The following is a 22279-nucleotide window of genomic DNA, read 5'->3' on the forward strand; positions in this document are numbered from 1 at the left end:
TCACCTTTTTCCACACCGTAGTGACGGCCCCGGAAAGGCCACACCCTTAAGCACCCCTAGGGGCCGGCAACGCGACCGGCCATGTGTCGCCGGGGTCGTTCCGGTCGAACGAACGGCGTACATGGGACAGCGAGTCGAGCAGATCCGCGGAGGTGATGGCGCGGGCCGGGCGTACGTCGGCGACACCGTTCAACGGCATCCTTCCGATGTCGGCCCAGCACAGCCGGCCGTCCGCGGCGATGTAACTCCGGCTGAATCCGGCGTTGTCCGGATGCAGACAGTAGGGAACGTCGAGATATCCCTTGGCGAACGCCGTGAGCAACGCGGCGCCGAGATCGTCGTCCAGGTCCAGCACGGCGTTCACCAGCGCCGACGCCTCGGCGTAGGTCTGGGTGCCGGTGCCGTCGAGTGGGGCGCGCGGCGTGCGCGCGGCGACGGCCGCGGCGTATTCGAGGGCGGCGACGTTCTCGGCGACCGACGGAATACGGCGGGATTCCGCGACGGTTTTCACGATGAGCCGTTCGGAGCCGCTGGCGGCGGCGAGTTCCGCCGCTTTCCCGAGCAGCCGGTAGGCGCCTTCCCCGGTTTCCGGGAACAGTCCCATGTAGGCGTAGACGACGACGTGCCATTCGGTGTCCGGCAGCAGTCGCGCGCACAGGCTACGCAACGCGGCCACCGCTTCGGCGTCCTGGCGCGCGTCGGTCTGCTGCGCGTAACTCAGCGAAATGCTCCGGATGCCGTGCCGGCGGAAGAACAGCGCCTCCAGCACGCTGACCGCGACGAGCAGGGCGGGCGGGCAGAGCTGGCCGAGGACGCAGCCGCCGAAGGTCTCCAGGTGCGGTTCGGCGCCCGATTCCCGCCGTGCTGTGAGCAGTTCGCAGGAGGCGGCCCAGTGGGCGACGGACTCGCGCAGCGGGACCCGGCCGTAGGGCAGGCAGTAGGAGACGGGTCCGCCCTCGGAGGCGTCGAGCCCGACGGCCGTCAGCGCCCGGAAGATGTCCTCCGGCGCGGCCGAGCCGTGCCGGACCTGGACGGGGAAGTCGGGGCCGCGGATCCCGTCGAGGACTTTCAGGGTGGTGGTCGTCTCGTGGCTCACGATCGGGTAGCCGTTGAGGGCGACGCCCTCCAGGACGGCCAGTTCGGCCGACTCCAGGTCGCCGACCCGGGTGTAGCTGTCCAGGGTGATCGTGCCGACGGTGGTCGCCGCGGCGCCCTTGGTGGCGAGCAGCCCGGCCCGCATCCGTTCCGGGCTGCTCATCCCCATCCGGGGCTGGACCACCAGGTGGCCGGCGTCGTGAGCCCGGCGCACGAACGCGCCGAACCCGACGCCGGTCACACCAGGGCCCGCTGCGGCAGCGTGTCGAGCATCCGCCGAAACGCGGCGACGCCCTCGGCGCTGTCGTCGAACACCGCGTCGTAGCCCGCGGCGCGCAGCGCGGCCACCTCGCCGTCGCCGCAGGGGCCGGCGATGCCGAGCTTGCCGCCGATGACGGCGGGCACACCGGCGAGCGCGGGATGTTCGCGCAGCCGGGTGACGGTGCGCATGCCGTCGTGATAGCCGTGGCCGTTGACGCTGCTGACCACGATGAGGGCCGGGCGGTGCGCGAGGGCCTCGGCGATGAGCAGGTCCTCGGGGACGCAGGGGCCGAGGTTGACCACGCGATGCCCGTGCTCCTCCAGAAGGAGCTGGAGGTAGACGAGGTTCCAGGTATGGGAGTCGGAGATGCCGCCGGCCACGAGCACGGGCTGGTCGCCGGGGGCGGAGGCGGTCGGGAAGGGGCTCATCACAGGGCCTGTCCGTGGTCGTAGGTGCGGGTGTGCCGGATGCGGGAGACGGAGACGAGGACGTCGCCGCGGACGACGATCTCGGCGGGGGCGGGTCGGCCGAGGAACATCAGCAGGCTGGCCGTGGGTCCGTAGGCGCCGGCGTTGGGCACGGTGAGCAGGTCGCCCGGTGCGAGCTCGGGCAGCGGGACGTTCCGGCCGAGCAGGTCGCCCGGGGTGCACAGCGGCCCGGCGAGGCTCGCCGGGGTGCCGTCGGCGCCGACGGACTCGTGCGGCTCGACGGACACGGGCAGGATGCGGCCGAGTCCGGACATGCCGCCGAAGGTGTTGATGCCGGCGTCGAGGACGAGGTAGCGGGTGTCGCGGCTGTCCTTGACGTTGAGGACGGAGGTCAGGAGGGTGCCGCTGTCGGCGACCAGGTAGCGGCCCGACTCGCAGGCGATCCGCGGGGCGCCGTCCCGCCAGCCGGGGAAGTGCTCGTCCAGGGTCTCGGCGAGGGCGTCGCGGAGCCCGCCGTAGACGGGCCGCTCGCCCTGCACGGCGTAGGGCGCGGCGAACCCGCCGCCGATGTCGAGGAAGCGGAAGGTGACGCCGAGGGCGTCCTGGAGGGCGGCGGCGGTGGCGACGGTGTGGCGGAACTCGGCGACGAGGCTGGCCTCGTCCTTGGCGTTGCTCAGCGGGAAGAAGTGGAGTCCGGCGATGCTGGTGCCGGGGACCTCGCGCAGTGCGGCGGCGAGGCCGGGCAGGGTCTCGCTGTCGAAGCCGAACTGCGAGGGGACGCCGGTCATGCGGATGCTGGTGGCGGCGGCGCCGGTGGCGTTGTTGACCCGGATCAGGCAGTCGGCGGTGAGGCCGAGTTCGAGCGCTGTTGCGCCGACGCGGCGGAGGTCGCCGTGGGACTCGGTGGAGAACAGGCGGACGCCGCGCGTCAGCGCCTCGGTCAGTTCCCCGGTGGTCTTGCCGGGGCCGGTGTAGAGGATCCGGTCGCCGGGGAAGCCGGCCCGCAGGGCGGCGTCGAGTTCGCCGACGGAGCTGATCTCGGCGCGGCAGCCGCGGGTGCCGCCGCAGCGGAGCTCGCGCAGCACTTCGGGGTGCGGGTTGGCCTTGGCGGCGTAGAACACCTCGACCTCGTCGGGCAGCGCGGCGAACAGGTCGTCGCGGGCCGCCGCCACCCGGTCCAGGTCGTACACGTAGGACGGGGTGCCGAAGCGTTCGGCCAGCTCGGTGGGGCCGGTCACGGGGTGGTTCCTTCCAGGAGTCGGGCGAGCCACTTGCGGTCGTGCTTGCCGTGCGGGGTCAGCGGCAGCTCGGCCACGACGCGGCTCACGCCGGGCACCTTGGCGGGCTCAAGCCGCAGGGACAGCTCCTTCAGCAGGGTGTGCGGGTCGATGTCGCCCTCGGCGAACACCGCGAGGTCGCGGCCGGGGGCGGGCGGCAGCACGGCGGCGGCGCGGACGCCGGGGACGTCGGCGGCGGCGCTCTCGATCTCGGTGGTGCTCATGCGCACGCCCTTGTGCTTGAACATGTCGTCGCGGCGGCCCTCGTAGTACAGGAAGCCGTCCTCGTCCACGTGGCCGAAGTCGCCGGTGTGCAGCCGCAGGCCGCCGCCGGGGGCGGGGCGGAAGGCGCGTGCGGTCTGTTCCGGCGCGCGCCAGTAGCCGGGCATGACGTGCGGGCCCTCGACCACGATCTCGCCGGTCTGCCAGGGCGGCAGCGCGTTGCCCTCGTCGTCCACGACGAAGGCGCGGGTGCCGGGCAGCGGGCGGCCGACCGAGTCCGGTTTGGCGTCCTGGTGGGCCGGCGGCAGTACGGAGACGCGCTTGCACTCGGTCTGCCCGAACTGGATGATCACCTCGGCGCCGGGGAACGCGCTGCGCAGTCCGTCGGCGGTGGACTTCGGCAGCGCGGCACCGGTGTTGGTGAACATGCGCACCCGGGACTCCCGGCCGGGTTCGCGTTCGGCGAGGGCGCAGATCATGGTGGCCAGGGACGGCACGATGGGGACGATGGTGGCGCCGGTCTCGCGGATGCGGCGCAGCAGCACCAGGTCGGACTCCCCGTCGGCGAGCACGATCTCGCAGCGGCCGGCCGCGGTGAGCAGCACCTTGTACAGGCCGTAGTCCCAGGAGATGGGGAACCGGCAGAACACCACGTCGTCGGGGCGGTAGCCGAGTTCCAGGTTGATGGCCTCGGTGGCGAAGACCATCCGGCCGTGCGGGCAGATCACCGCCTTGGGGGCGGCGGTGGAGCCGGAGGTGTAGACGAGGACGGCGATGTCCTCGGGGTCGACGTCCGCTCCGCCGGAGCGCGCCCCCCGCACCCGCAGTGCGGTGATCTCCCGCCATGCCTCGCCGAGGCCGAGGACCGGGACGCCGCCGGCGAGGGCGGCGATCCGGTCGACGGCGGGATCGGCGACGACGACCAGCGCGGGGTCGGCGTTCTCGGCGACCGACCGCAGGTGGTAGTCCTTCATGCCGGTGTTGACGGGGACCAGGACGGCGCCCCGGCGCGCGGTGCCGTACAGCAGCGCGACCAGTTCGCGGGTGCTGGGCAGCTGGACGAGGACCCGGTCGCCGTGGCCGATGCCGCGCTCTTCCAGCCAGGCGTCGACGGCGTGGCTGTGGGCGGCGAGTTCCCGGTAGGTCCAGCGGCCCGTGCCGTCGGTGACCGCCGGGGCGTCGGGGCGCTCGGCGGTGGCCTCGTCGAGCAGGTCGTGGACCCGGGCGTCGGTACGGGCCTGCGCTGTCGGTTGACCGTTCACTGCGACTCCTGCCGCCTTTCGTGTGTGCGTCCCGCCCCGGTGGCCTGCCGCATGGCCGTGGCCCGGGAGGCGAGCTTCCTGCGGTCGGTCTTGCGGTTGGAGTTGAGCGGGAGCGCGTCCAGGTGGTGGTAGGCGCGCGGGACGACCCCGGCCGGCAGCAGCTCCCGCAGGTGCCGGGCGAGCCGGGCGGGCGGCACGGGCTCGCCGGTGTGGAAGACGGCCAGCTCCACCGTGCCGTCCACGGGCACCGCGACGGTGACGGCGTCCTCGACTCCCGGGCAGGTGCGCGCGGCGGCGTCCACCTCGGCGAGTTCCACCCGCACCCCGTGCACCTGGACCTGGGCGTCCTGCCGGCCCAGGTAGAGCCAGCCTCCGTCAAGGGCGCGCCGGACGCGGTCGCCGGTGCGGTAGAAGCGGTGGCCGTCGTGGTGCAGGAACCGTCCGGTGTCGTCGGCCGGGTCGAGGTAGCCGGGGGTCAACTGGGGTCCGGCGACGCACAGTTCGCCCTCGCCCCCGGTGGTGGGCCTGCCGGAGGGGTCCAGCAGGAGCGTCGCGTGGCCGGGGTGGACGGCGCCGATGGGCACCATGTCGTTCAGGTACCGGCCCGGCGTCCAGCGGTGCGCGGTGACGGTGATGGTGAGTTCGGTGGGGCCGTACAGGTTCTCCAGGGTCGCGCCCGGCGCGGCGGCGGCCCAGTCCTCGGCGTCCTTGCAGCTGAGCGCCTCCCCCGCGAAGAAGCTCCAGCGCAGCGACGGCAGCGCGCCCGGCCCGAGCCCGCCGGTGCGGCGCACCAGGGTGATCGCGCTGGGCGTGGAGAACCACACGGTCATCCGCTGCTCGGCCACGAACTCCGGCAGGTGCGCGTACGCCCGTGCCGGGACCGATACGACGGCGGCGCCGGCGCCCCAGGCGCAGAACAGGTCGAACATCGCGCAGTCGAAGTTGAGGTCGAAGGTCTGCGAGAAGACGTCATGCGGCCCGAAGTCGTAGCGCTCGTCGAGCAGGCGGAAGTAGTGCGCGGTGTTGGCGTGGGTGACCGGGACGCCCTTGGGCCGGCCGGTGGAGCCGGAGGTGAACAGCACGTAGGCGATGTCGGAGGGCCGGGCCGGCAGGGGCGCCTTCAGGGTGCTGTCCGGGTCGACGGCGAGCGCCGGCATGGGGTGGCCGCCGGGCGCGAACAGGGTCGGCAGGGTGACGCCGGCCTCGTGCAGCGCGGTCAGGGCGGGCAGGGCGTCGTCGTCGGCGAGCAGCGCGCCGACCCCGGCGGCCTCGATCATCTGCCGGGTGCGGGCGGCGGGGAAGGCCGGCTGGAGGGGGACGACGGTGACGCCGCTGTACAGGCCGGCCAGCAGGGCCGCGTACGCCGTGGGTCCCTTGCCGGCCAGCACCCCCACGGCGGGCTGCCGCCCGGGGAACCCGGCCAGCAGCGAGCCGGCCAGGAGCAGGGCGCGTTCGTGCAGTTCGCGGTAGGTGAGCTCGACGCCGTCGGCGCGCAGCGCGGGCCGGTCCGGGGCGAGGGCCAGGCCGCGCGCGAACCGGCCGGACAGCGTGCCGTCCATGGTGGGGTCCACGGTGGCCGTCCCGTCAGCTCGCGGTGCTCTGGAGCATGCCCCGCACGGTGTCCCACAGCACGCCGGCGGTGCGGAAGGTGTCCATGGTCAGCGCGCTGTCGCGGAAGCGGACCTGGTAGTCCTCCTCCAGCGTGCCGAGGAGCTGGACGGTGCCGAGCGAGTCCAGGCCGAGGTCCCTCAGGTCGGTTTCCGGCGTCAGCTGCTCCTGCGGCGGAAGGAACGGCAGGAAGGGGCGGAGTATCTGTTCGAACCGGTCGTCCCACATGGGTGCCTCCAACGTGTCGGGCGGGGTCAGGCGGCGCGCGAGCGGCGCCGGGGGGTCATCGCCAGCCGCGGTTGCGCGGCGACGACGTCGAACTGGCGGGCCGTGCGGGGAACCCGGCCGAAGAGGCTGTCGGGCCCGGCGACGCACAGGCGCCGGACGCCGGCGTCCTTGAGGGCCGTCGTGACGCTCGGCCAGTCCATCGGGTGGTCGAAGCCGTCGAGCAGCATGGTGCGCAGTTCCTCGCCGGTGTGCAGGAGCCTGCCGTCCTGGTCGGCGACGACGGGCAGCGCGGGATCGGCGAAGGTGTAGCGGGACACCACCTCGCGCTCGGCCTTGTCGCGCAGCGACCGGAACGCCGAGGCGTGCAGGGGGGGCCGCATGGTGTACAGCGGGAGGCTGCCGATGGCGCGCAGCCGCTCCTGCATCCACTCCACGCGGCGCTCGGACAGGGAGACCATGAAGAAGCCGTCGTCGACGTGGCAGGAGATCTCGTGCCACTCCCCCGCCGCGTCGAGGTCGGCGAGGATCGCGTCGAGTCCGTCGCGCGGGGCGCGGACGAAGGACAGGGTGACCTTGTCCCGGTGCTCCTCGGCGAAGTACTCCTCCAGGCAGCGGGCGATCTCGGCGGTCAGGCGGACCGCGTCGGGCAGCTCCAGGGCGCCGGTCCAGGCGAGGGCGGCCTTCTCGCCGAAGCTGGGCCCGGCGACGATGTCGGGTTCCACGCCGAGGTGGTCCCGGGCCCAGTGGGCGCAGGCCAGGCAGTTGACGAAGAAGGCGACCTGGGCGGCCTCGGAGTAGTCGCCCGGGGAGGTCCGGAAGGCGTCCACGAGCGAGTAGCCGAGCGCTTCGTCGGCGACGGCGACCAGGTCCCGGGCGAAGGGGTTGGCCACCATGAACCTGCCGACCTCGGCGAACGGGACGGGGCCCATGCCGGGGAAGACGAGCGCGGTGTCGTGTGCCATGGCGGGATCCCCGCCCCCTTTCACGGACTCGTGGATGTCAGCGGCTCTCGTGGACGTCAGCGGGCCTCGGCGGACGTCAGCGGCTTTCTCGTGGGCGTCAGAGGGCCTTGAGGAAGTCGGTCATGACCGCGAGGAACCGTTCCGGTTCCTCCAGGTGCGGAAGGTGGCTGGACTCCTCGAAGATCTCCCAGCGTGCTCCGGGGATCTCGTCGTGGTACGGCTGGACGACGGCCGGCGTGGCCTCGTCGTGGCGCCCGCTGATCAGCAGGGTCGGCGTGCGGATGCGGTGCAGGTCCCCGACGATCGACCAGTCCTTGAGCGTGCCGATGACATGGAACTCGTTGGGCCCGTTCATGGCGTAGTAGACGGTCGGGTCGTTGTAGATCTCCATGAAGGAGGACAGGAAGTCCCGGGGCCAGGGCGTCACACGGCACACGTGGCGGTCGTAGAAGACCCGCATCGCGGCCAGGTACTCCTCGCTGTCGTAGGTGCCGGCGGCCTCGTGGCGCAGCAGGGTCTCCTGCACGTCCGGCGGCAGCCCGTCGCGCAGGCGGGCCATCTCCTCGAGCCAGACCGGGTACGAGGCGGGGGCGTTGGCGATGACCAGTCCGCGCAGACCGGCCGGGGCCGTCATGGCGTGCCGGGCGCACAGGGGGCCGCCCCAGGACTGGCCGAACAGCACGTAGTCGCCGGCGATCCCCAACTGCTCCACCAGGTTGCCGAGTTCCTCCTCGAAGAGCTCGACGGTCCAGAACTCGGCGCCCTTGCCGGGCAGATGGGTGGAACCGCCGTTGCCGAGCTGGTCGTAGTGGACGACGGGCCAGCCGTCCTCGGCGAGCCGGGCCAGCGGCAGCAGGTAGTCGTGGGTGCTGCCGGGACCGCCGTGCACGGCGACGACCGCCGGCCGTCCCGCGCCGAGTTCACCGGTCACCCGGTACCAGGTCCGGTACTCCCCGAAGGGGACGGTGCCCTTCGCGCTGGGATCCGGGGTCACGCTGATCACCTCTGCTCGGCTGCGGGACGCGGCGGCGGCCGGGGACGGGACGCCGGCCGGGACCGGGAGAGCCGGGGCGGTGGGGATCCGTGTCCCTGTCCGGTCCGCCGTGCCTCTGCCCGTGTTCCGCAGCCGACGCTAACCGCCGCCACGCCGCCGCCGGACCCCTAACCGCCCCTAGGCGGGGTCCGGCCGGGAGGGCGGCGCCTAGGGGTCGGCGGGCGGGGGACGGCGACGGGAGCCGCTGAGCCGGAGTGCGGGGCTGTGCGTGCCGGCACGAAGGGGGTCGCGGTGACCGGGGATTCCCGGAGTCCAGGCGTGCGGGAATTCCGGCACGCATGAGGGACCGGCGCAACGTGGGGGAACCCCAGCAGGTGCCGGACACGGCCGCGGAACGCCGCGTGCCCCGTGTCGGCGTCCTGCGGCTGCACCCCCCTGGGCGGGGCCCGCACCCACTGGAGGGACCTCGCGCCGCGCCGTCCGGACCGGGTGGCCGCGCTGGACGCCCCCAGGTCCTGTCGTCGAACTCCCGTCGTCCGCTCGGAGGGCGGGCCGCGCGGCGCCACGTGCGTGCTCCGGGGGCCCCGGCCGAAGGCTGGGGGAGTGCCGGGCCCCGGCCCTCGTACTGGATGTACTCGGGCCGGGGCCCGGTGCGGCGAGTGGGGGCACCTCCCACGCCGTCGAGGCAGTGGGGGAGCGTGCAGGGCGTCGCGCGGCAGACGGGAGTTCGACGACAGACCCTAGGGGCGCCTAGGGGTTGGGGCCCCGGTCGTGGCTGCTTAGCGTGCGAGGGGCGGCTGACAGCGCCGCACCGGCGCCGGGCCCGGACCCGCTCCGATACCGGCGCGTCCCGCTCCCTCCGTGCGATGAGGACATGATGACTGCACCTGCCGAACCGGCCGACGAGGCCGCGCCGCCGGAGTTCCCGATGCGGCGGGCCTGCCCCTTCAGCCCGCCGGCCGCCTACGCCGAGCTGCGCGAGACCGAGCCGGTCTCCCGGGCCCGGCTGAAGGTGGACGGCAAGCCCGCCTGGCTGATCACCCGCCATGACCTGTACAAGAAGCTCCTGGGCGACTCCCGGGTCAGCGCCAATCTGAAGCTGCCCGGGTATCCCCTCCAGGTGCCGGTCCCACAGGAGACGCTCCAGTCGGTGCCGCTGACCTTCCTCTCCATGGACCCGCCGGACCACACCGTCCAACGCCGCATGCTGGCCCCGGAGTTCAGCGTCCGCCGGATGCGCGAGCTGCGCGGCCGGGTGCAGCAGATCGTGGACGAGCAGATCGACCGGATGCTCGCCAAGGGCGCGGACGGTCCGGTGGACCTGGTCACCGCGCTGGCGCTGCCGGTGCCGTCCCTCGTCATCTGCGAACTGCTCGGCGTGCCGTACGAGGACCACGGCCGGTTCGAGGAGTGGGCGTGGGCCATCATGAACCACGACATCAGCGACGAGGACCGGGGCCTCGCGCACTACGAGCTGGACCAATACGTGGACGGGCTGGTCACCGCCAAGGAGAGCGAGCCCGGCGACGACATGATCAGCCGGCTGATCGAGTTCAACCGGCGGACACCGGCGGTGGAGCATTCCGACATCGTCAGCATGTCCAAGCTGATGCTGGTCACCGGGCACGAGACCACCGCCAACATGATCGCTCTGGGCGTGCTGGCGCTGCTGGAGCACCCCGACCAGCTCGCCGCCCTCCGTGCGGAGCCGGAGCTGATGCCGAAGGCGGTGGAGGAGCTGCTGCGCCTGTTCTCCATCTCCGACGCCGGCACCGCCCGGGTCGCCCTGGAGGACATCGAGCTGGGCGGGGTGACCATCCGGGCCGGCGAGGGCATCCTGCCGCTGAACAACGCGGCCAACCACGACGCGCGTGTGTTCCCCGACCCCGACCGCCTCGACGTGCGGCGCGAGGCCCGCAGCCACCTGGCGTTCGGTTACGGCGTCCACCAGTGCATCGGCCAGAACCTGGCGCGCATGGAGCTGGACGTCGTCTACTCGACGCTGCTGCGGCGCGTGCCGACGCTGCGCCTGGCCGCCCCGGTGGAGGAGCTCCGGTTCAAGGACGACGCGATCGTCTACGGCCTGTACGAGCTGCCCGTCACCTGGTGACACCGCGGCCCCGCCCCCGTACCCCGCTTCCGTCACCGACACGTTCCGAAAGGCAGCCATGACCCAGTCCGCCGACGCCGTACCCGAGACGGGGTCGCCGCTCCCCCGGTTCCCGATGCGGCGCACCTGTCCGTTCAGCGAGCCGCGCGAGTACGCCGGGATGCGCGCGAACGACCCTGTCTCGCGGGCCGCGTTGAAGGTGAACGGCAAGCCGACCTGGCTGGTCACCCGGCACGAGGACGTCCGGCAGGTGCTGGGCGACAGCCGGGTGAGCTCCAACCTGAAACTGCCGGGCTACCCGCACCAGTTCCACATCCCCGAGGAGATGCTGGCGCAGGTCCGGCTGATGATGCTCAACCTGGACCCGCCGGAGCACAGCGCCCAACGGCGCATGCTCATCCCGGAGTTCACCGCGCGGCGGGTGAGGGAGATGCGCCCGCGCATCCAGCAGATCGTGGACGAGCACGTGGACGCGATGCTGGCGAAGGGCGGCCCGGTGGACCTGGTCACCGCGCTCGCGCTGCCGGTGCCGTCCCTGGTCATCTGCGAACTGCTCGGCGTGCCGTACGAGGACCACGCGCAGTTCGAGGAGTGGTCGGCGGCGATGATGAACCACGATCTGAGCCCGGCGGAGTACGGGGCGGCGGTGCAGGCCCTGGACACGTACCTCGACAAGCTCGTCACCCTCAAGGAGGACGAGCCGGGCGACGACCTCATCAGCCGGTTCCTGGAGAAGAACCGCACCGAGAAGGTCGCCGACCACGTCGACGTGGTGACGATGGCCCGGCTGATGCTGGTCGGCGGCCATGAGACGACGGCGAACATGATCGCCCTCGGTGTGCTGGCCCTGCTCCGGCACCCCGAGCAGATGGCGGCGTTGCGGGACGACCCCGCGCTCCTTCCGAACGCCATCGAGGAGTTGCTGCGGGTCTTCTCCATCTCCGACTCCGGCACGGCGCGGGTGGCGGTGGCCGACATCGAGGTCGGCGGCGTCACCATCCGCGCCGGCGAGGGCATCCTCGCCCTGAACAACGCCGCCAACCACGACGAGTCCGTCTTCCCGGACCCGGGCACCCTCGACATCCGCCGCGAGGAGGCCCGCGGCCATCTCGCCTTCGGCTACGGCATCCACCAGTGCATCGGCGCCAACCTGGCCCGGGTGGAGCTGGAGACGGTCTACGGCACGCTGCTGCGCCGCGTCCCCGGCCTGCGGTTGGCGGCCGAGCCGGAGGAACTGCGCTTCAAGGACGACGCCATGGTCTACGGCGTCTACGAACTCCCCGTCACCTGGTGACGGCCGACCCGGACGGAGTCCCCCTCATGCGTGTCACCGCCGACCGCGACCGGTGCGTGGGCTCCGGCCAGTGCGCGATGCTCAGCCCCGAGGTGTTCGACCAGGACGACGACGGACTCGTCCTGGTCCTGCGGGAGGTACCGGCCGCGGGTCTCCACGAGGAGGTCCACCGGGCCGCCGACCTGTGCCCGGCGCGCTCGATCCGCGTGCAGGACTGAATCTCCGTCGGCCACCCATGGTCGCGGGCCTCGGAGGCGGCTGGGCCGCCTGCGAGGCCCGCGTCGCATCGATGGCCGCTCGTTCACGGGGCTGGCCGGGGCCCGGCGAGGGACTCGGCCTGGCCGAGGAAGCGGGGCAGCCACTGCTCGTAGGAGACGCCCGCCAGGAACCCCAGTGCCGCTTCCGCGTCCTTGCCGACCACCGTGTGCAGCGGGGTGCCGGGGTCGTCGGCGGCGGCGACGACGGCCTCGGCCGCCTCCGCGCAGTCGGCGGCGCCTTCCGCGACACGGGCGAGGAACCGGGCCAGCCAGGCGTGGTCCGCGCGGTACGGGTCGTCCTCGGACGGCTTCCCGTCGGTCGCGCCGGCGGCGGGCCTGCCCTGGATGCGGGAGGCGAAGCTGCCCGGTTCCAGGCACACCACCCGGATGCCGAAGGGCTGGACCTCCGCGTACAGGGCCTCGCTGAGCGCGCCCAGGGCGGCCTTGCTCGCCGCGTAGAAACCGCCGTGCGGCACCGCGAACGTCCGCCCCGCGAGGGACGAGACGTTCACGATGACCCCGCCGCCACGGGCACGCATGCCGGGCAGCACGGCGCGGGACACGCGCAGCGGGCCCCAGAGGTTGGTCTCCATCAGCGCCCGCGCCCGGTCGAGCGGCATGGTCTCGACGGGGCCGGTCCGGTCGATGCCCGCGTTGTTGACCAGCACGTCGACGGGTCCGTGCCGGTCCTGCACCGCGGTGACGGCGGCGGTGACGGAGGCGTCGTCGGTGACGTCCAGCCGGGGCACGTCGAGGGTGAGGTCCTCGGCGCGGGCGCGTCGGAGCAGTTCCGCCGCGCCGGCGGGGTCGCGGACGCAGGCGTGGACGCGGTCCCCGCGCCGTGCGAACGCCAGCGCCGTCTCCAGGCCGATGCCGCTGCTGCACCCGGTGATGAGGACCGACGTCACGACCGTACCGCCCACTTGGTCAGCAGGCCCAGGACGTCCTGGGCGTGCGCGGTCAGGTAGAAGTGGCCGCCCGGGAAGACGTGGAACTCGGATGCCGTGTCCGTGTGGCGCGACCAGGCGCGGGCCTCGTCCACGGTGACCTTGGGGTCGTCGTCGCCGACCAGGCTGACGATGGGGCAGGCCAGGTTCGGTCCGGGCTCGTAGGTGTAGGTCTCGGCCGCGCGGTAGTCGGCGCGGATCGCGGGCAGGGCCATGCGGATCAGTTCCTCGTCGTCGAGGATGGCCGCGTCCGTGCCGCTCAACTGGCGCATCTCCTGGACGAGTCCGTCGTCGTCGCGCAGGTGGACCGTCTCGTGCCGTGGGCAGGAGGGGGCCCGGCGGGCGGAGGCGAACAGTGCGCGCGGGACGACGCCGTGGTCGCGTTGCAGCCGGCGGGCGACCTCGAAGCCGAGGGTGGCGCCCATGCTGTGGCCGAAGAGAACCAGCGGGCGGTCGGCCCACGGCAGCAGGACGGCGGTGACCTGGTCGGCGAGTTCGGCGATGCTCGTGGCGCACGGCTCGGTGCGGCGGTCCTGGCGCCCCGGGTACTGCACGGCGAGCACGTCCACGGAAGCCGGCATGCCCGCCGACACCGGGTGGTAGAAGGTGGCCGAGCCGCCGGCGTGGGGCAGGCACACCAGCCGGGCCGCCGCGTCCGGGCGGGGATGGTAGCGGCGGATCCAGAGACTGTCCTGCTCGGTGAGCGTGGTCATGGGCGCGGGCGTTCCCTTCCTGGGCTGCGGCGCGGGGCGCGGGGCGGTGCCCCTGAAGTCTCACGCGCGAAGCGGGGTCGGACCACCCCTACCCGCCCCAACCGGCCTGCTCAGGCGTTGAGATAGGCCAGTACGGCGAGCACCCGGCGGTTGCTGTCGCCCGACGGCGGCAGCATCAGCTTGGTGAAGATGTTGGAGATGTGCTTCGCCGCCGCGCCCTCGGTGATGGTGAGCCGCTGGGCGATCGCCGTGTTCGAGCAGCCCTCCGCCATCAGCTCCAGCACCTCGCGCTCGCGGGCGGTGAGCGCGGCCAGCGGCTCGTCCCGGGAGTGACTGGTCATCAGCTGGGCGACCACGGCGGTGTCCATGGCCGTGCCGCCGGCCGCGACCCGGCGCACGGCGTCGATGAACTGCTCGTCGTCCAGCACGCTGTCCTTCAGCAGATAGCCGATGCCGCCGGTGCCGTCGGCCAGCAGTTCCCGGGCGTACATCTGCTCGACGTGCTGGGAGAGGACGAGGATCGGCAGGCCGGGCCGCTCCCGGCGGGCGCGCAGGGCCGCCTGGAGGCCCTCGGTGGTGAAGGTGGGCGGGAGCCGTACGTCGACGATGGCGATGTCGGGCCGGTGCTCGGTGATCGCGGCGGCGAGATCCGTGCCGTTGTCGACGGCGGCGACCACCTCGAAGTCGTACGCCTCCAGCAGTTGGATGATCCCCTGCCTCAGGAGGAAGAGGTCTTCGGCGAGGACAACGCGCACGGCAACTCCATCTTCATCACGGTCGGACCGCCCGGTGGGCTGTCGATCTCCAGGACCCCGTCAAAGGATGCCAGCCGCCGTCGGATGCCCGCGAGGCCGCTCCCGGCCGACGCGTCGGCGCCGCCGCGGCCGTCGTCGGTGACCCGGGCGTGCAGCATGCCCTCCTCGCACCAGGCGACGACCTCCACGCGCCGCGCGTCGGCGTGCTTGAGGGCGTTGGTGAGCAGCTCGGACACCGCGAAGTACACGGCGGACTCGACCGGGTCGGGCAGGCGGCCGGGCAGGTCCGCCACCACGGTGACGTGGAGCGGGCTGGCCAGGCCCAGGGCGCGCAGGGCGTCGGGCAGGCCCCGTTCGGCGAGGACCGGCGGGTGGATGCCGTGGACCAGGTCGCGCAGTTCGCGCAGTGCCTGCACCGACGAGGTGCGGGCCTGCCGCAGCAGCCGCCGGGCCTCCTCCGGGTCCTGGTTCATCTTCCGGTCCACGGCGCCGAGTTGGAGACCGAGGCTGACGAGCCGGGCCTGGGCTCCGTCGTGCAGGTCGCGTTCGATGCGGCGCAGTTCGGCGGCCTGGATGTCGAGGGCGCCGGAGCGGGTCTCGGACAAGTGCTGGACGCGCGAGGCGAGTTGGGACTGGCGGGTGGGGCCGAGCAGGAGGCGGACGAAGTAGGCGTACCCCGTGAGCACCAGCGGGCCGAGGAACAGCCAGCCGGTGAGTACGACGAGTGCGAGCAGGGCCGCGGCGAGCGCGGCCGGCCAGCTGTCGACGGTGACGAAGGAGTACCAGCGGCCGTGTCCGTCGTCCGCGAGGGGCCGCCACAGGCCGCAGGCGAGGAACATCCCCTCCCCCGCGTAGTAGAGCAGCGCGGCCGGGACGAACCCGACGAGGCCGACGACGCAGTTGAGGAGCAGCCACAGCAGGTCCCGCCAGGTCGCGGGGTCGGCGAGGATCCACTTGCAGCGCCGCGTCCAGCCGACGATGTCCTTCTCGATCTCCTCCGGCTCGGGCCGGTAGGGCCGCTCCACCGGGACGCCGGAGCGCGCGGCGGCCCGCCGGTTGAGGTCGCACAGCCATCGCACGGCCCGGGTGAGGTAGGGCAGCGCGAGGAAGCCGATGCCGATGAGACACAGGACGATGAAGTAGGTGGTGGTGACGAAGAGGACGACCGACAGCAGCGCTCCGCAGGCGATGGCCACGCCGACCAGGGTGTCCACGGTGGCGCGGCCGACTCGGCCGCGCCACGTGACCGGCACAGTCTTCATGTCCTCATGCTCCCATTCCCGGCCGCCCGTCATGGAGCGGCCGCCCCCGCCCGGGGGACGCGGGGACGGCCCGGCCAGGGGGTGGCTCACGCGGCCTTCACCGTCTCCACGGCGGGGCTGCGCATGCCGCGCCAGGACGGCAGCAGCGTGGCACCGAACACCAGCAGCAGCGATCCGCCGACGATGGCGAGGTAGATGCCGATGGATCCGGAGGGCAGATAGGAGTCGCTCTTGACGAGGCTGTAGGGGACGATGGTCGTCGCGGAGGCGGCGGTGCCGAGGACGGTGGCGACGACGCCGGTCAACAGGCCCTCGACGGTCAGCATGCCGAGCACCTGGGCGCGGGTCGCGCCGGTGAGCCGCTGGAGGCCGAACTCCGCGCGCCGTTTCCGGGTGACGGACACCAGGGTGTTGACGACGGTGATCGCGGCGTACCCGACGATCATGGCGACGATGGTGTAGTTGGCGGAGACCAGGATCTGCTGGATCTGGTTGTTCCGGCCGGCCAGTGAGGAGCTGTCGTCCAGTTCGGTGCCGGGCACCCGGGCGGCCAGCGCGGCCAGGCGTGCGTGGACGTCGGCGCCGCCGCCGGGCGCGGTGCGGACGAGGATCTGGTGCGGCAGCCCGTCACCGGTGTGCGGGGCGAGGACGGCCGCGGGCAGCGTCAGGTACTCCTGCTTGGGGTTGTCGGTGTAGAGGGCCACGACGGTGGGGCGTACGGCGGTGCCGTCCCCGAGGTGCATCGGCAGCCGGTCGCCGACCGTCACCCCGTACTCCCGGGCCTTCTTGTCGGACAGGGCCACGGTGTCGCCGCGCAGGCCGGTGAGGGAGCCGGCGACGACGGGCAGGTCCAGGCTCTGCCGCACGCCGTCGGCGGAGACCCCGCGCAGGTCGACCTGGTCCGGGCCGCCGGCGCGGTCCACGAAGCCGCGGCTGGTGACGAACTCGGAGGCCGCGGCCACCCCGGGGGTGGCGCGCACCCGGTCGACGACACCGGGCGCGAATCCGCCCGTCGTGGAGTCGAGGACGTAGTCGGCGAGGATGTTGCGGTCGTAGGAGGTCCGCGAGACGTGGTCCTCGGTGGACTGCATGTACAGCGTGCCGGTGGCGATGCCGATGAGCAGGACGATCGGCGCGACCGCGCCGGCCATGCGAACGTTGGCGGTGGCGGCGTTGCGCAGCGCCAGTTGGCCTGAGAGCCCGGAGAAGGCCCGGACCGGCAGGCGGAGCAGCGCCACCATGGCCTTGGTGATGCCGGGGGCGAGCAGGGCGAGGCCGATGCAGAACAGCACGGAGGCGGGTCCGGCGGTGCTGGCGAGGGTGGGGCCGTCCTCCATGACGGTGGCGGTGGCGACGGCCAGGCCGATGCCGCCTGCGAGGAAGAGCAGCGCGAACAGCAGCCGGGGCACGCTGAACCAGCGGGTGCCGGCGGTGGACTCGGCCAGCGCGGCGACCGGTTCGGTGCGGGCGGCGCGCCGTCCGGCGAAGCGGGTGGCGCCGGCCGCGGCGAGGACGGTGACGACGGCTCCGACGGCCATCGGCATCCAGCCGGCGTGGTAGACGATCGCCGGTGACACCACGCCGCTGGCGGTCAGCACCCCGAACAGCAGCCGTCCGATGGCGTATCCGGGCAGCAGGGCGAGCAGGACGGAGCCCACCGACAGCACGGCCGTCTCGGTGAGGATCATGCGGCGCAGCTGGTGCGGGGTGGAGCCGACGGCGCGCAGCAGGGCCATCTCGCGGGCGCGCTGCTGGAGGGAGAGGCCGAGGGTGGAGGCGACGCCGAACATGACGATCAGGACGACGGAGGAGCCGAAGACCGCCGCGAGGATGACGACGGTGCGCTTGCTGGAGAGGGTGCCGGGCAGTTCGGCCAGTCCCCGGCGTTCGCCGGTCAGCACCTCGGCACGGTCGCCGACCTCGGCGCGCACCGCGTCCGCGACCGCGGCGACCCGGGTGCCGGGGGCGGGCAGGACGCCGATGGAGTCGATCCGGCCACCGGCGAGGGTGCGGGCCTCGTCGTCCGTGAAGAACACGGCGGCGTCGGGGTTGTGGTCGCCGCGCTGCTCGGCGATCCCGCTGACCAGGAACCGGCGGACCGTGCCCTGGACGACGATGTCGACGGAGGACCCCGGGCGCGCTCCGGCGCGCCGGGCGAGGTCCGCGTCGAGGACGGCCTCGCCGCCGGCGGCGGGGGTTTTACCGGCGGCGAGGGTATAGGGGGTGAGCCGGGCGGAGGCCCAGCCGTGGCCGTACGAGGCGGACTCGCCGGTCACCGGCTTGCCGTCCTTGAGGACGGTGGCCGGGACGGACACGTCGCCGACGGCCGCGCGGACGCCCCGCACCCGGGCGACCTCGCCGACGAGGCCGGGGTCGATGCGGTGACGCTCGGTCAGGGCGGTGGAGTCGTAGGTCTGTTCACCGGTGACGACGACCGGTGCGCCGCCCAGGCGCTGGGGTTCGGCCGCCATGCGGGCGCCCGTCTCCATCAGGCCGCCGCAGCCGATGACGATCGCGGCGCCGAGGAACATGGCGAGGAAGGTCGCGACGAAGCTCGTCCTGCGGAACTTCAGGGTGCGCAGGGCCAGGCGCCACATCAGTACCGCCCTCCCGAGGGCTGCGCGGCGCCCTGTCGGTGGGTGTCGTCCTCCCAGGCGCCGAGCCGGGTCATCCGGGCGGCGACGGCGTCGGCCGTCGGCCGGAGCAGTTCGCCGGCGAAGGCGCCGTCGGCGAGGAAGACCACGCGGTCGGCGTAGGAGGCGGCCACCGGGTCGTGGGTGACCATGACCAGCGTCTGGCGGCCGGTGTCGACGGACTCGCGCAGCAGACCGAGCACGGAGGCGGCGGTGCGGGTGTCGAGGGCGCCGGTGGGCTCGTCGGCGAAGACCACGGCGGGCCGGGTCACCAGGGCGCGGGCGATGGCGACGCGCTGCTGCTGGCCGCCGGAGAGCTGGGAGGGCAGGTGGCCGAGCCGCTCGGCCAGGCCCACGCGCTGCACGACGGTACGGATCAGGCTCTTGTCGGGCCGCTGTCCGGCCAGTTGCAGCGGCAGGGTGATGTTCTGCATGACGGTCAGCGCGGGCAGCAGGTTGAAGGACTGGAAGATGAAGCCGATCCGGTCGCGGCGCAGCTTGGTCAGCCGGGTGTCGTCCAGGCCGGCGAGGTCGGTGCCGCCGACGGTGACCGTGCCGGAGGTGGGCTGGACCAGTCCCGCGGCGCAGTGCAGGAAGGTGCTCTTGCCGGATCCGGACGGTCCCATGACGGCGGTGAAGGTGCCGTCGGCGAAGCTCACGGTGAGCCCGCGGAGCGCGGCCACCTGGCTGTCCCCTCGGCCATAGGTCTTCGACACGGCGTCCAGCCGTACCGCCTCCGCCCGGCGGAGGTCGTGTGAAGTGTGCACGGGGGCTCCCCTACGAGATTTCGCTTCTCACGCGGTGTCTGCGGACCAGATTAGGAAGGCCGGGCCCGCGGCACATTGGCATTGTCCGGCCGGTTGGAGGTAGAGGTTTCTCTACCTCGAACGGGCAGGTTTCGACGGGTGCCCACCACCTTTGTGCAGCGGTGTCATCACCCTTGTCCGCATATTTGACTCCCCTTCGAAAGGGCCGGTTGCCACCCGTGTCCCGGGGCTTGTCCGCGGGTACCGTCGAAACCGTCCGCAGAAATCCACGAAAGAGGGGAAGTGCCATGGTCACGAGGCCTGACCACGAACTGACCGCACGGGTCCGGCCCGACGGATATCTGGAGCTGTTCTCCCGGCGCACCGGGAAGCGGCACCGGTGCGGCCCACGCGGCACGACGATGTGGCTGGCGCTCCAGCGCAGCGGCTGGCAGCCTGAATCGGCCGCGGATGAAATCGCTCTGCAATTAGGGGTCGATCCGGCCAGTATCCGATGCGATATCCACGCGTGGTTGGCGCATTTCCGCGAGGCCGGCGAGTGACGAAGAATCAGGGCGCGGGCAGCCTTTCGGCCGCCCGCGCCCCTTCTCTTTCGACCGCCCCCGATTTCAGGACGCGACGGCGGACCGGGCCGCCGTGAGCCACGCCTCGACCGCCTCGGCGGTGGCCTCCGCGCGGTCCTCCAGCATCGTGAAGTGCGTGCCGGGCACGTCGGCCGGCTCGTGCTCCGCGGGCCAGCTCGCCCGCCAGTCGTCGCTACCGGGAGCGAAGGACTCCGTGGGCCGTACGAACAGCACGGGCGCCGCCAGGGCGCCGGGCAGGCAGTGCTGGATCAGGTCGCTGTAGCGGCTCATGGCGGCGAGACGGGCGGTCCCGAAGCCCCCGAGGGACGACTCCCGGTCCAGCATGCCGTCGAACATCTGCCGCCACAGGTCGTCCTTGCCGTCGTCCCCGGGCAGATAGGTGTCCAGCAGCACCACGCCGGCGGCAGGCTGTCCGGCCTTCTCCATGATCTCGGCCGCCGCGTGGGCGAACTGACCGCCGGAGGAGTAGCCGACGAGCACGTACGGCCGCTCGTCCGCGCAGGCCCGGCGGATGCCCTCGACGACCACCTCCACCACCGCGTCCACGGAACGCGGCAGCGCCTCGCCGGGGCCGAAGCCGGGCACCGCGGGCACCACGACGTCACGGCGGCCGTCGAAGTGCCGGGCGAAGCGGGCGTACTGGTGGGCGCCGCCGAGCGCCATCGGCGAGGGCAGGCAGACGAGCCGTGGGGCGGCGTCGCCGGTGGCCAGCCGCACCGGGTCGGGGACGGAGTCGGGTTCGGCCAGGGAGGAGAAGCCGGGGAGGATGTCGGCCACGGTGCGCAGGAGGTCGATGGCCCGGTCCATCCGCCCGTCCGAGGCCGCGCGCCGCACCAGCCCGCTGACGGATTCGAGGTCCCCGGCGCCGGCCGGGCCGGGGGCGCCGCCCGCCAGGTGCCCGCGCAGGGCGGTGGCGAGGGCGGCCGGGGTGCGGTGGTCGAAGACGGCCCCGGGCGGCAGGGTGCTGCCCAGGGCGGCGCCGAGGGCCGCGCGGAGTTCGGCCGCGGAGACGGAGTCCATGCCGATCTCCAGCAAGACGGCGTCGGGCTCGACGGCCTCCGGTCCCGGGTGCCCGAGGATCGCCGCGGTCTGGGCCCGGATCACCTCGGTCAGCAGCGCCTCCTGTTCGGCCGGCGGGGCACCGGCGAGCCGTTGCCCGAGCGGCTCGGCGTCCGCGGCGGCGACGGGCGACGCGGGTTCGGCGGCCGGAAGGGCGGTGAGGGCCACGTCCGCGTTCAGCCAGTACCGCTCGTGCCGGAACGCGTAGGTGGGCAGGTCGGCGCGGGCCGTGCCGGGGAAGAGCGCCGCCCAGTCGGGGGCGAGGCCGTCGGTGTACAGCCGGGCGAGACCCGACAGGAGGGCCACGGGTTCGCTGCCGTGGCGCCGGCCGAGGGCGACGAGGACGGCGCCGTCGGCCGCCGGGCACGCGCGGACGAGGCCGGTCAGCACGGCGTCCGGGCCGACTTCCACGAAGCGGCCGACGCCCGAGGCGGTGAGGGCCGTGACGGCGTCGGCGAACCGGACCGTCTCCCGCACGTGCCGCACCCAGTGGCCGGGGTCGCACAACTGCTCGCCGTCGGCGGGGCGCCCGGTGAGCGTGGACACCAGCGGGATGCGCGGCTGATGGAACGTCAGCTTCTCGGCCACCGCACGGAACGCGTCGAGCATGCCGTCCATCAGGGGCGAGTGGAAGGCGTGCGAGACGGTGAGCCGCTTGGTCTTCGCGAAGCCCTCGGCGGCGGCGAGCACCGCCGCCTCCTGCCCCGAAAGCACCACGGAGGACGGCCCGTTGACCGCGGCCAGCCCGACGCGGTCGTCCAGCAGCGGCCGTACCTGCTCCTCGGTGGCCTGTACGGCGACCATCGCGCCGCCCTCCGGCAGCGCCTCCATGAGCCGGCCGCGGGCGGCGACCAGGGTGCAGGCGTCGTCCAGGTCGAGGACGCCGGCCACATGCGCGGCGGCGATCTCCCCGACGGAGTGCCCGGCCAGGACGTCGGGCCGCACACCGAAGGACTCCAGCAGCCGGAACAGGGCCACCTCGAAGGCGAACAGCGCCGTCTGGGCGTACCGCGTGCGGTGGACGGCGTCGGTGTCGTCACCGGCCGGCGCCCCGGCGAGGTCCAGGCCGAGCCGGGCGTCGATCGCGTCGAAGGCGTCGGCGAACACCGGGTAGCGGGCGCGCAGTTCGAGGCCCATACCGAGGCGTTGGGCGCCCTGGCCGGTGAACAGGAACGCCGTACGAGTGCCGGTCCGCGCCCTGCCGGTGGCGGCCGTGGGGGCGGGGGTACCGTCGGCGAGGGCGCGCAGTCCCGCCAGGAGCTGGTCCCGGTCGGTGCCGGTGACGGCAGCGCGGTGGTCGAAGGCGGTGCGCCGGGTGCCGAGGGCCCTGGCGACGGCCGCCGGGTGCAGTTCGGGCCGGTCCGCAAGGAAGGCGTGCAGGCGCTCGGCCTGCGCGGGCAGGGCCGCTGCCGAGCGGGCGGACAGGGGCCAGACGATCGCCGGGGCGTCGGGGTCGGCGTCCGCCGGCTCCTGCGCGGGCGCCTCCTCGATGATGGCGTGGGCGTTGGTGCCGCTGATGCCGAAGGAGGACACACCCGCCCGGCGTGGACGGCCGGTCCG

The 22279-nt window shown here is 73.3% G+C and carries 19 protein-coding genes; 4 read left to right on the forward strand and 15 right to left on the reverse strand.

The features are described from left to right. Positions 1-46: 46 nt before the first annotated feature. The 8 genes from IE294_RS40940 to IE294_RS40975 all read right to left on the reverse strand — a co-directional run bounded on the left by IE294_RS40940 (position 47) and on the right by IE294_RS40975 (position 8338). A complete protein-coding gene (locus IE294_RS40940) occupies positions 47-1336 on the reverse strand; it encodes a methylaspartate mutase (RefSeq protein ID WP_189894468.1) in 1290 nt (429 codons plus the stop codon). Continuing rightward, positions 1333-1785, reverse strand: coding sequence for a cobalamin B12-binding domain-containing protein (locus IE294_RS40945; RefSeq protein ID WP_189894469.1), 453 nt, complete (start codon positions 1783-1785; stop codon positions 1333-1335). The genes IE294_RS40940 and IE294_RS40945 overlap by 4 nt, the downstream gene beginning before the upstream one ends. Further along, positions 1785-3023, reverse strand: coding sequence for a type III PLP-dependent enzyme domain-containing protein (locus IE294_RS40950; RefSeq protein ID WP_189894470.1), 1239 nt, complete (start codon positions 3021-3023; stop codon positions 1785-1787). Before IE294_RS40950 ends, IE294_RS40945 begins: the two co-directional genes overlap by 1 nt. Next, positions 3020-4546 carry an AMP-binding protein gene (locus IE294_RS40955; RefSeq protein ID WP_189894471.1) on the reverse strand — a complete coding sequence of 509 codons (1527 nt, stop codon included), beginning with the start codon at positions 4544-4546 and terminating at the stop codon, positions 3020-3022. Before IE294_RS40955 ends, IE294_RS40950 begins: the two co-directional genes overlap by 4 nt. Continuing rightward, entirely contained in the window at positions 4543-6105 is a 1563-nt protein-coding gene (locus tag IE294_RS40960; protein ID WP_189894485.1) for an amino acid adenylation domain-containing protein, read from the reverse strand. The genes IE294_RS40955 and IE294_RS40960 overlap by 4 nt, the downstream gene beginning before the upstream one ends. A gap of 25 nt (positions 6106-6130) precedes the next feature. After that, on the reverse strand, positions 6131-6382 hold the full coding sequence (locus IE294_RS40965) for a phosphopantetheine-binding protein (RefSeq protein WP_189894472.1): 252 nt from the start codon (positions 6380-6382) through the stop codon (positions 6131-6133). 26 nt (positions 6383-6408) lie between these two features. Next, positions 6409-7344 (reverse strand): ACP S-malonyltransferase, encoded by a 936-nt coding sequence (locus IE294_RS40970; RefSeq protein ID WP_189894473.1) that lies wholly within the window; start codon positions 7342-7344, stop codon positions 6409-6411. Positions 7345-7441: 97 nt separating this feature from the next. Further along, positions 7442-8338, reverse strand: a complete 897-nt coding sequence (locus tag IE294_RS40975) for a proline iminopeptidase-family hydrolase (RefSeq protein WP_189894474.1) — start codon at positions 8336-8338, stop codon at positions 7442-7444. 877 nt (positions 8339-9215) lie between these two features. Between IE294_RS40975 and IE294_RS40980 the strand changes: the two genes are divergently transcribed. The 3 genes from IE294_RS40980 to IE294_RS40990 are packed head-to-tail and all read left to right on the forward strand — an operon-like array spanning position 9216 to position 11960. After that, on the forward strand, positions 9216-10448 hold the full coding sequence (locus IE294_RS40980; RefSeq protein ID WP_189894486.1) for a cytochrome P450: 1233 nt from the start codon (positions 9216-9218) through the stop codon (positions 10446-10448). 58 nt (positions 10449-10506) lie between these two features. Beyond that, a complete protein-coding gene (locus IE294_RS40985; protein ID WP_189894475.1) occupies positions 10507-11742 on the forward strand; it encodes a cytochrome P450 in 1236 nt (411 codons plus the stop codon). 26 nt (positions 11743-11768) lie between these two features. Beyond that, complete coding sequence (locus IE294_RS40990; RefSeq protein WP_189894476.1) at positions 11769-11960, forward strand: ferredoxin; 192 nt, start codon at positions 11769-11771, stop codon at positions 11958-11960. Positions 11961-12043: 83 nt separating this feature from the next. Here the strand turns inward: IE294_RS40990 and IE294_RS40995 are convergent, their stop codons facing one another. From IE294_RS40995 to IE294_RS41020, 6 genes are all read right to left on the reverse strand, one after another. Then, complete coding sequence (locus tag IE294_RS40995; RefSeq protein WP_189894477.1) at positions 12044-12907, reverse strand: SDR family oxidoreductase; 864 nt, start codon at positions 12905-12907, stop codon at positions 12044-12046. After that, the gene (locus IE294_RS41000; RefSeq protein ID WP_189894478.1) at positions 12904-13659 is read right to left on the reverse strand and encodes a thioesterase II family protein; all 756 of its coding nucleotides are present in this window, start codon (positions 13657-13659) and stop codon (positions 12904-12906) included. The genes IE294_RS40995 and IE294_RS41000 overlap by 4 nt, the downstream gene beginning before the upstream one ends. A gap of 110 nt (positions 13660-13769) precedes the next feature. Further along, positions 13770-14414 (reverse strand): response regulator, encoded by a 645-nt coding sequence (locus IE294_RS41005; RefSeq protein ID WP_189894479.1) that lies wholly within the window; start codon positions 14412-14414, stop codon positions 13770-13772. After that, complete coding sequence (locus IE294_RS41010; RefSeq protein WP_189894480.1) at positions 14378-15676, reverse strand: sensor histidine kinase; 1299 nt, start codon at positions 15674-15676, stop codon at positions 14378-14380. Before IE294_RS41010 ends, IE294_RS41005 begins: the two co-directional genes overlap by 37 nt. An 86-nt stretch (positions 15677-15762) precedes the next feature. Further along, positions 15763-18273 carry an FtsX-like permease family protein gene (locus IE294_RS41015; protein WP_189894481.1) on the reverse strand — a complete coding sequence of 837 codons (2511 nt, stop codon included), beginning with the start codon at positions 18271-18273 and terminating at the stop codon, positions 15763-15765. Then, entirely contained in the window at positions 18273-19076 is an 804-nt protein-coding gene (locus tag IE294_RS41020) for an ABC transporter ATP-binding protein (protein ID WP_189894482.1), read from the reverse strand. The genes IE294_RS41015 and IE294_RS41020 overlap by 1 nt, the downstream gene beginning before the upstream one ends. A 287-nt stretch (positions 19077-19363) precedes the next feature. Between IE294_RS41020 and IE294_RS41025 the strand changes: the two genes are divergently transcribed. After that, positions 19364-19618, forward strand: coding sequence for a hypothetical protein (locus IE294_RS41025; protein WP_189894483.1), 255 nt, complete (start codon positions 19364-19366; stop codon positions 19616-19618). 66 nt (positions 19619-19684) lie between these two features. On the opposite strand, the gene IE294_RS41030 is transcribed toward IE294_RS41025, so the two are convergent. Then, positions 19685-22279, reverse strand: a 2595-nt coding sequence (locus tag IE294_RS41030; RefSeq protein ID WP_189894484.1) for an alpha/beta fold hydrolase, incomplete at its 5' end; no start/stop codon positions are given.

Source organism: Streptomyces canarius, assembly GCF_014650735.1.
Taxonomy (GTDB): Bacteria; Actinomycetota; Actinomycetes; order Streptomycetales; family Streptomycetaceae; genus Streptomyces; species Streptomyces olivaceoviridis.

What these genes read in the sequence shown, in the direction of transcription:
- IE294_RS40965 (WP_189894472.1), bottom strand. Translation starts at nt 6,382, where the DNA reads ATGTGGGACGACCGGTTCGAACAGATACTCCGCCCCTTCCTGCCGTTC.
- IE294_RS40985 (WP_189894475.1), top strand. Translation starts at nt 10,507, where the DNA reads ATGACCCAGTCCGCCGACGCCGTACCCGAGACGGGGTCGCCGCTCCCC.
- IE294_RS41015 (WP_189894481.1), bottom strand. Translation starts at nt 18,273, where the DNA reads ATGTGGCGCCTGGCCCTGCGCACCCTGAAGTTCCGCAGGACGAGCTTC.
- IE294_RS40970 (WP_189894473.1), bottom strand. Translation starts at nt 7,344, where the DNA reads ATGGCACACGACACCGCGCTCGTCTTCCCCGGCATGGGCCCCGTCCCG.
- IE294_RS41010 (WP_189894480.1), bottom strand. Translation starts at nt 15,676, where the DNA reads ATGAAGACTGTGCCGGTCACGTGGCGCGGCCGAGTCGGCCGCGCCACC.
- IE294_RS40945 (WP_189894469.1), bottom strand. Translation starts at nt 1,785, where the DNA reads ATGAGCCCCTTCCCGACCGCCTCCGCCCCCGGCGACCAGCCCGTGCTC.
- IE294_RS41000 (WP_189894478.1), bottom strand. Translation starts at nt 13,659, where the DNA reads ATGACCACGCTCACCGAGCAGGACAGTCTCTGGATCCGCCGCTACCAT.
- IE294_RS40960 (WP_189894485.1), bottom strand. Translation starts at nt 6,105, where the DNA reads ATGGACGGCACGCTGTCCGGCCGGTTCGCGCGCGGCCTGGCCCTCGCC.
- IE294_RS40990 (WP_189894476.1), top strand. Translation starts at nt 11,769, where the DNA reads ATGCGTGTCACCGCCGACCGCGACCGGTGCGTGGGCTCCGGCCAGTGC.
- IE294_RS40980 (WP_189894486.1), top strand. Translation starts at nt 9,216, where the DNA reads ATGACTGCACCTGCCGAACCGGCCGACGAGGCCGCGCCGCCGGAGTTC.
- IE294_RS41025 (WP_189894483.1), top strand. Translation starts at nt 19,364, where the DNA reads ATGGTCACGAGGCCTGACCACGAACTGACCGCACGGGTCCGGCCCGAC.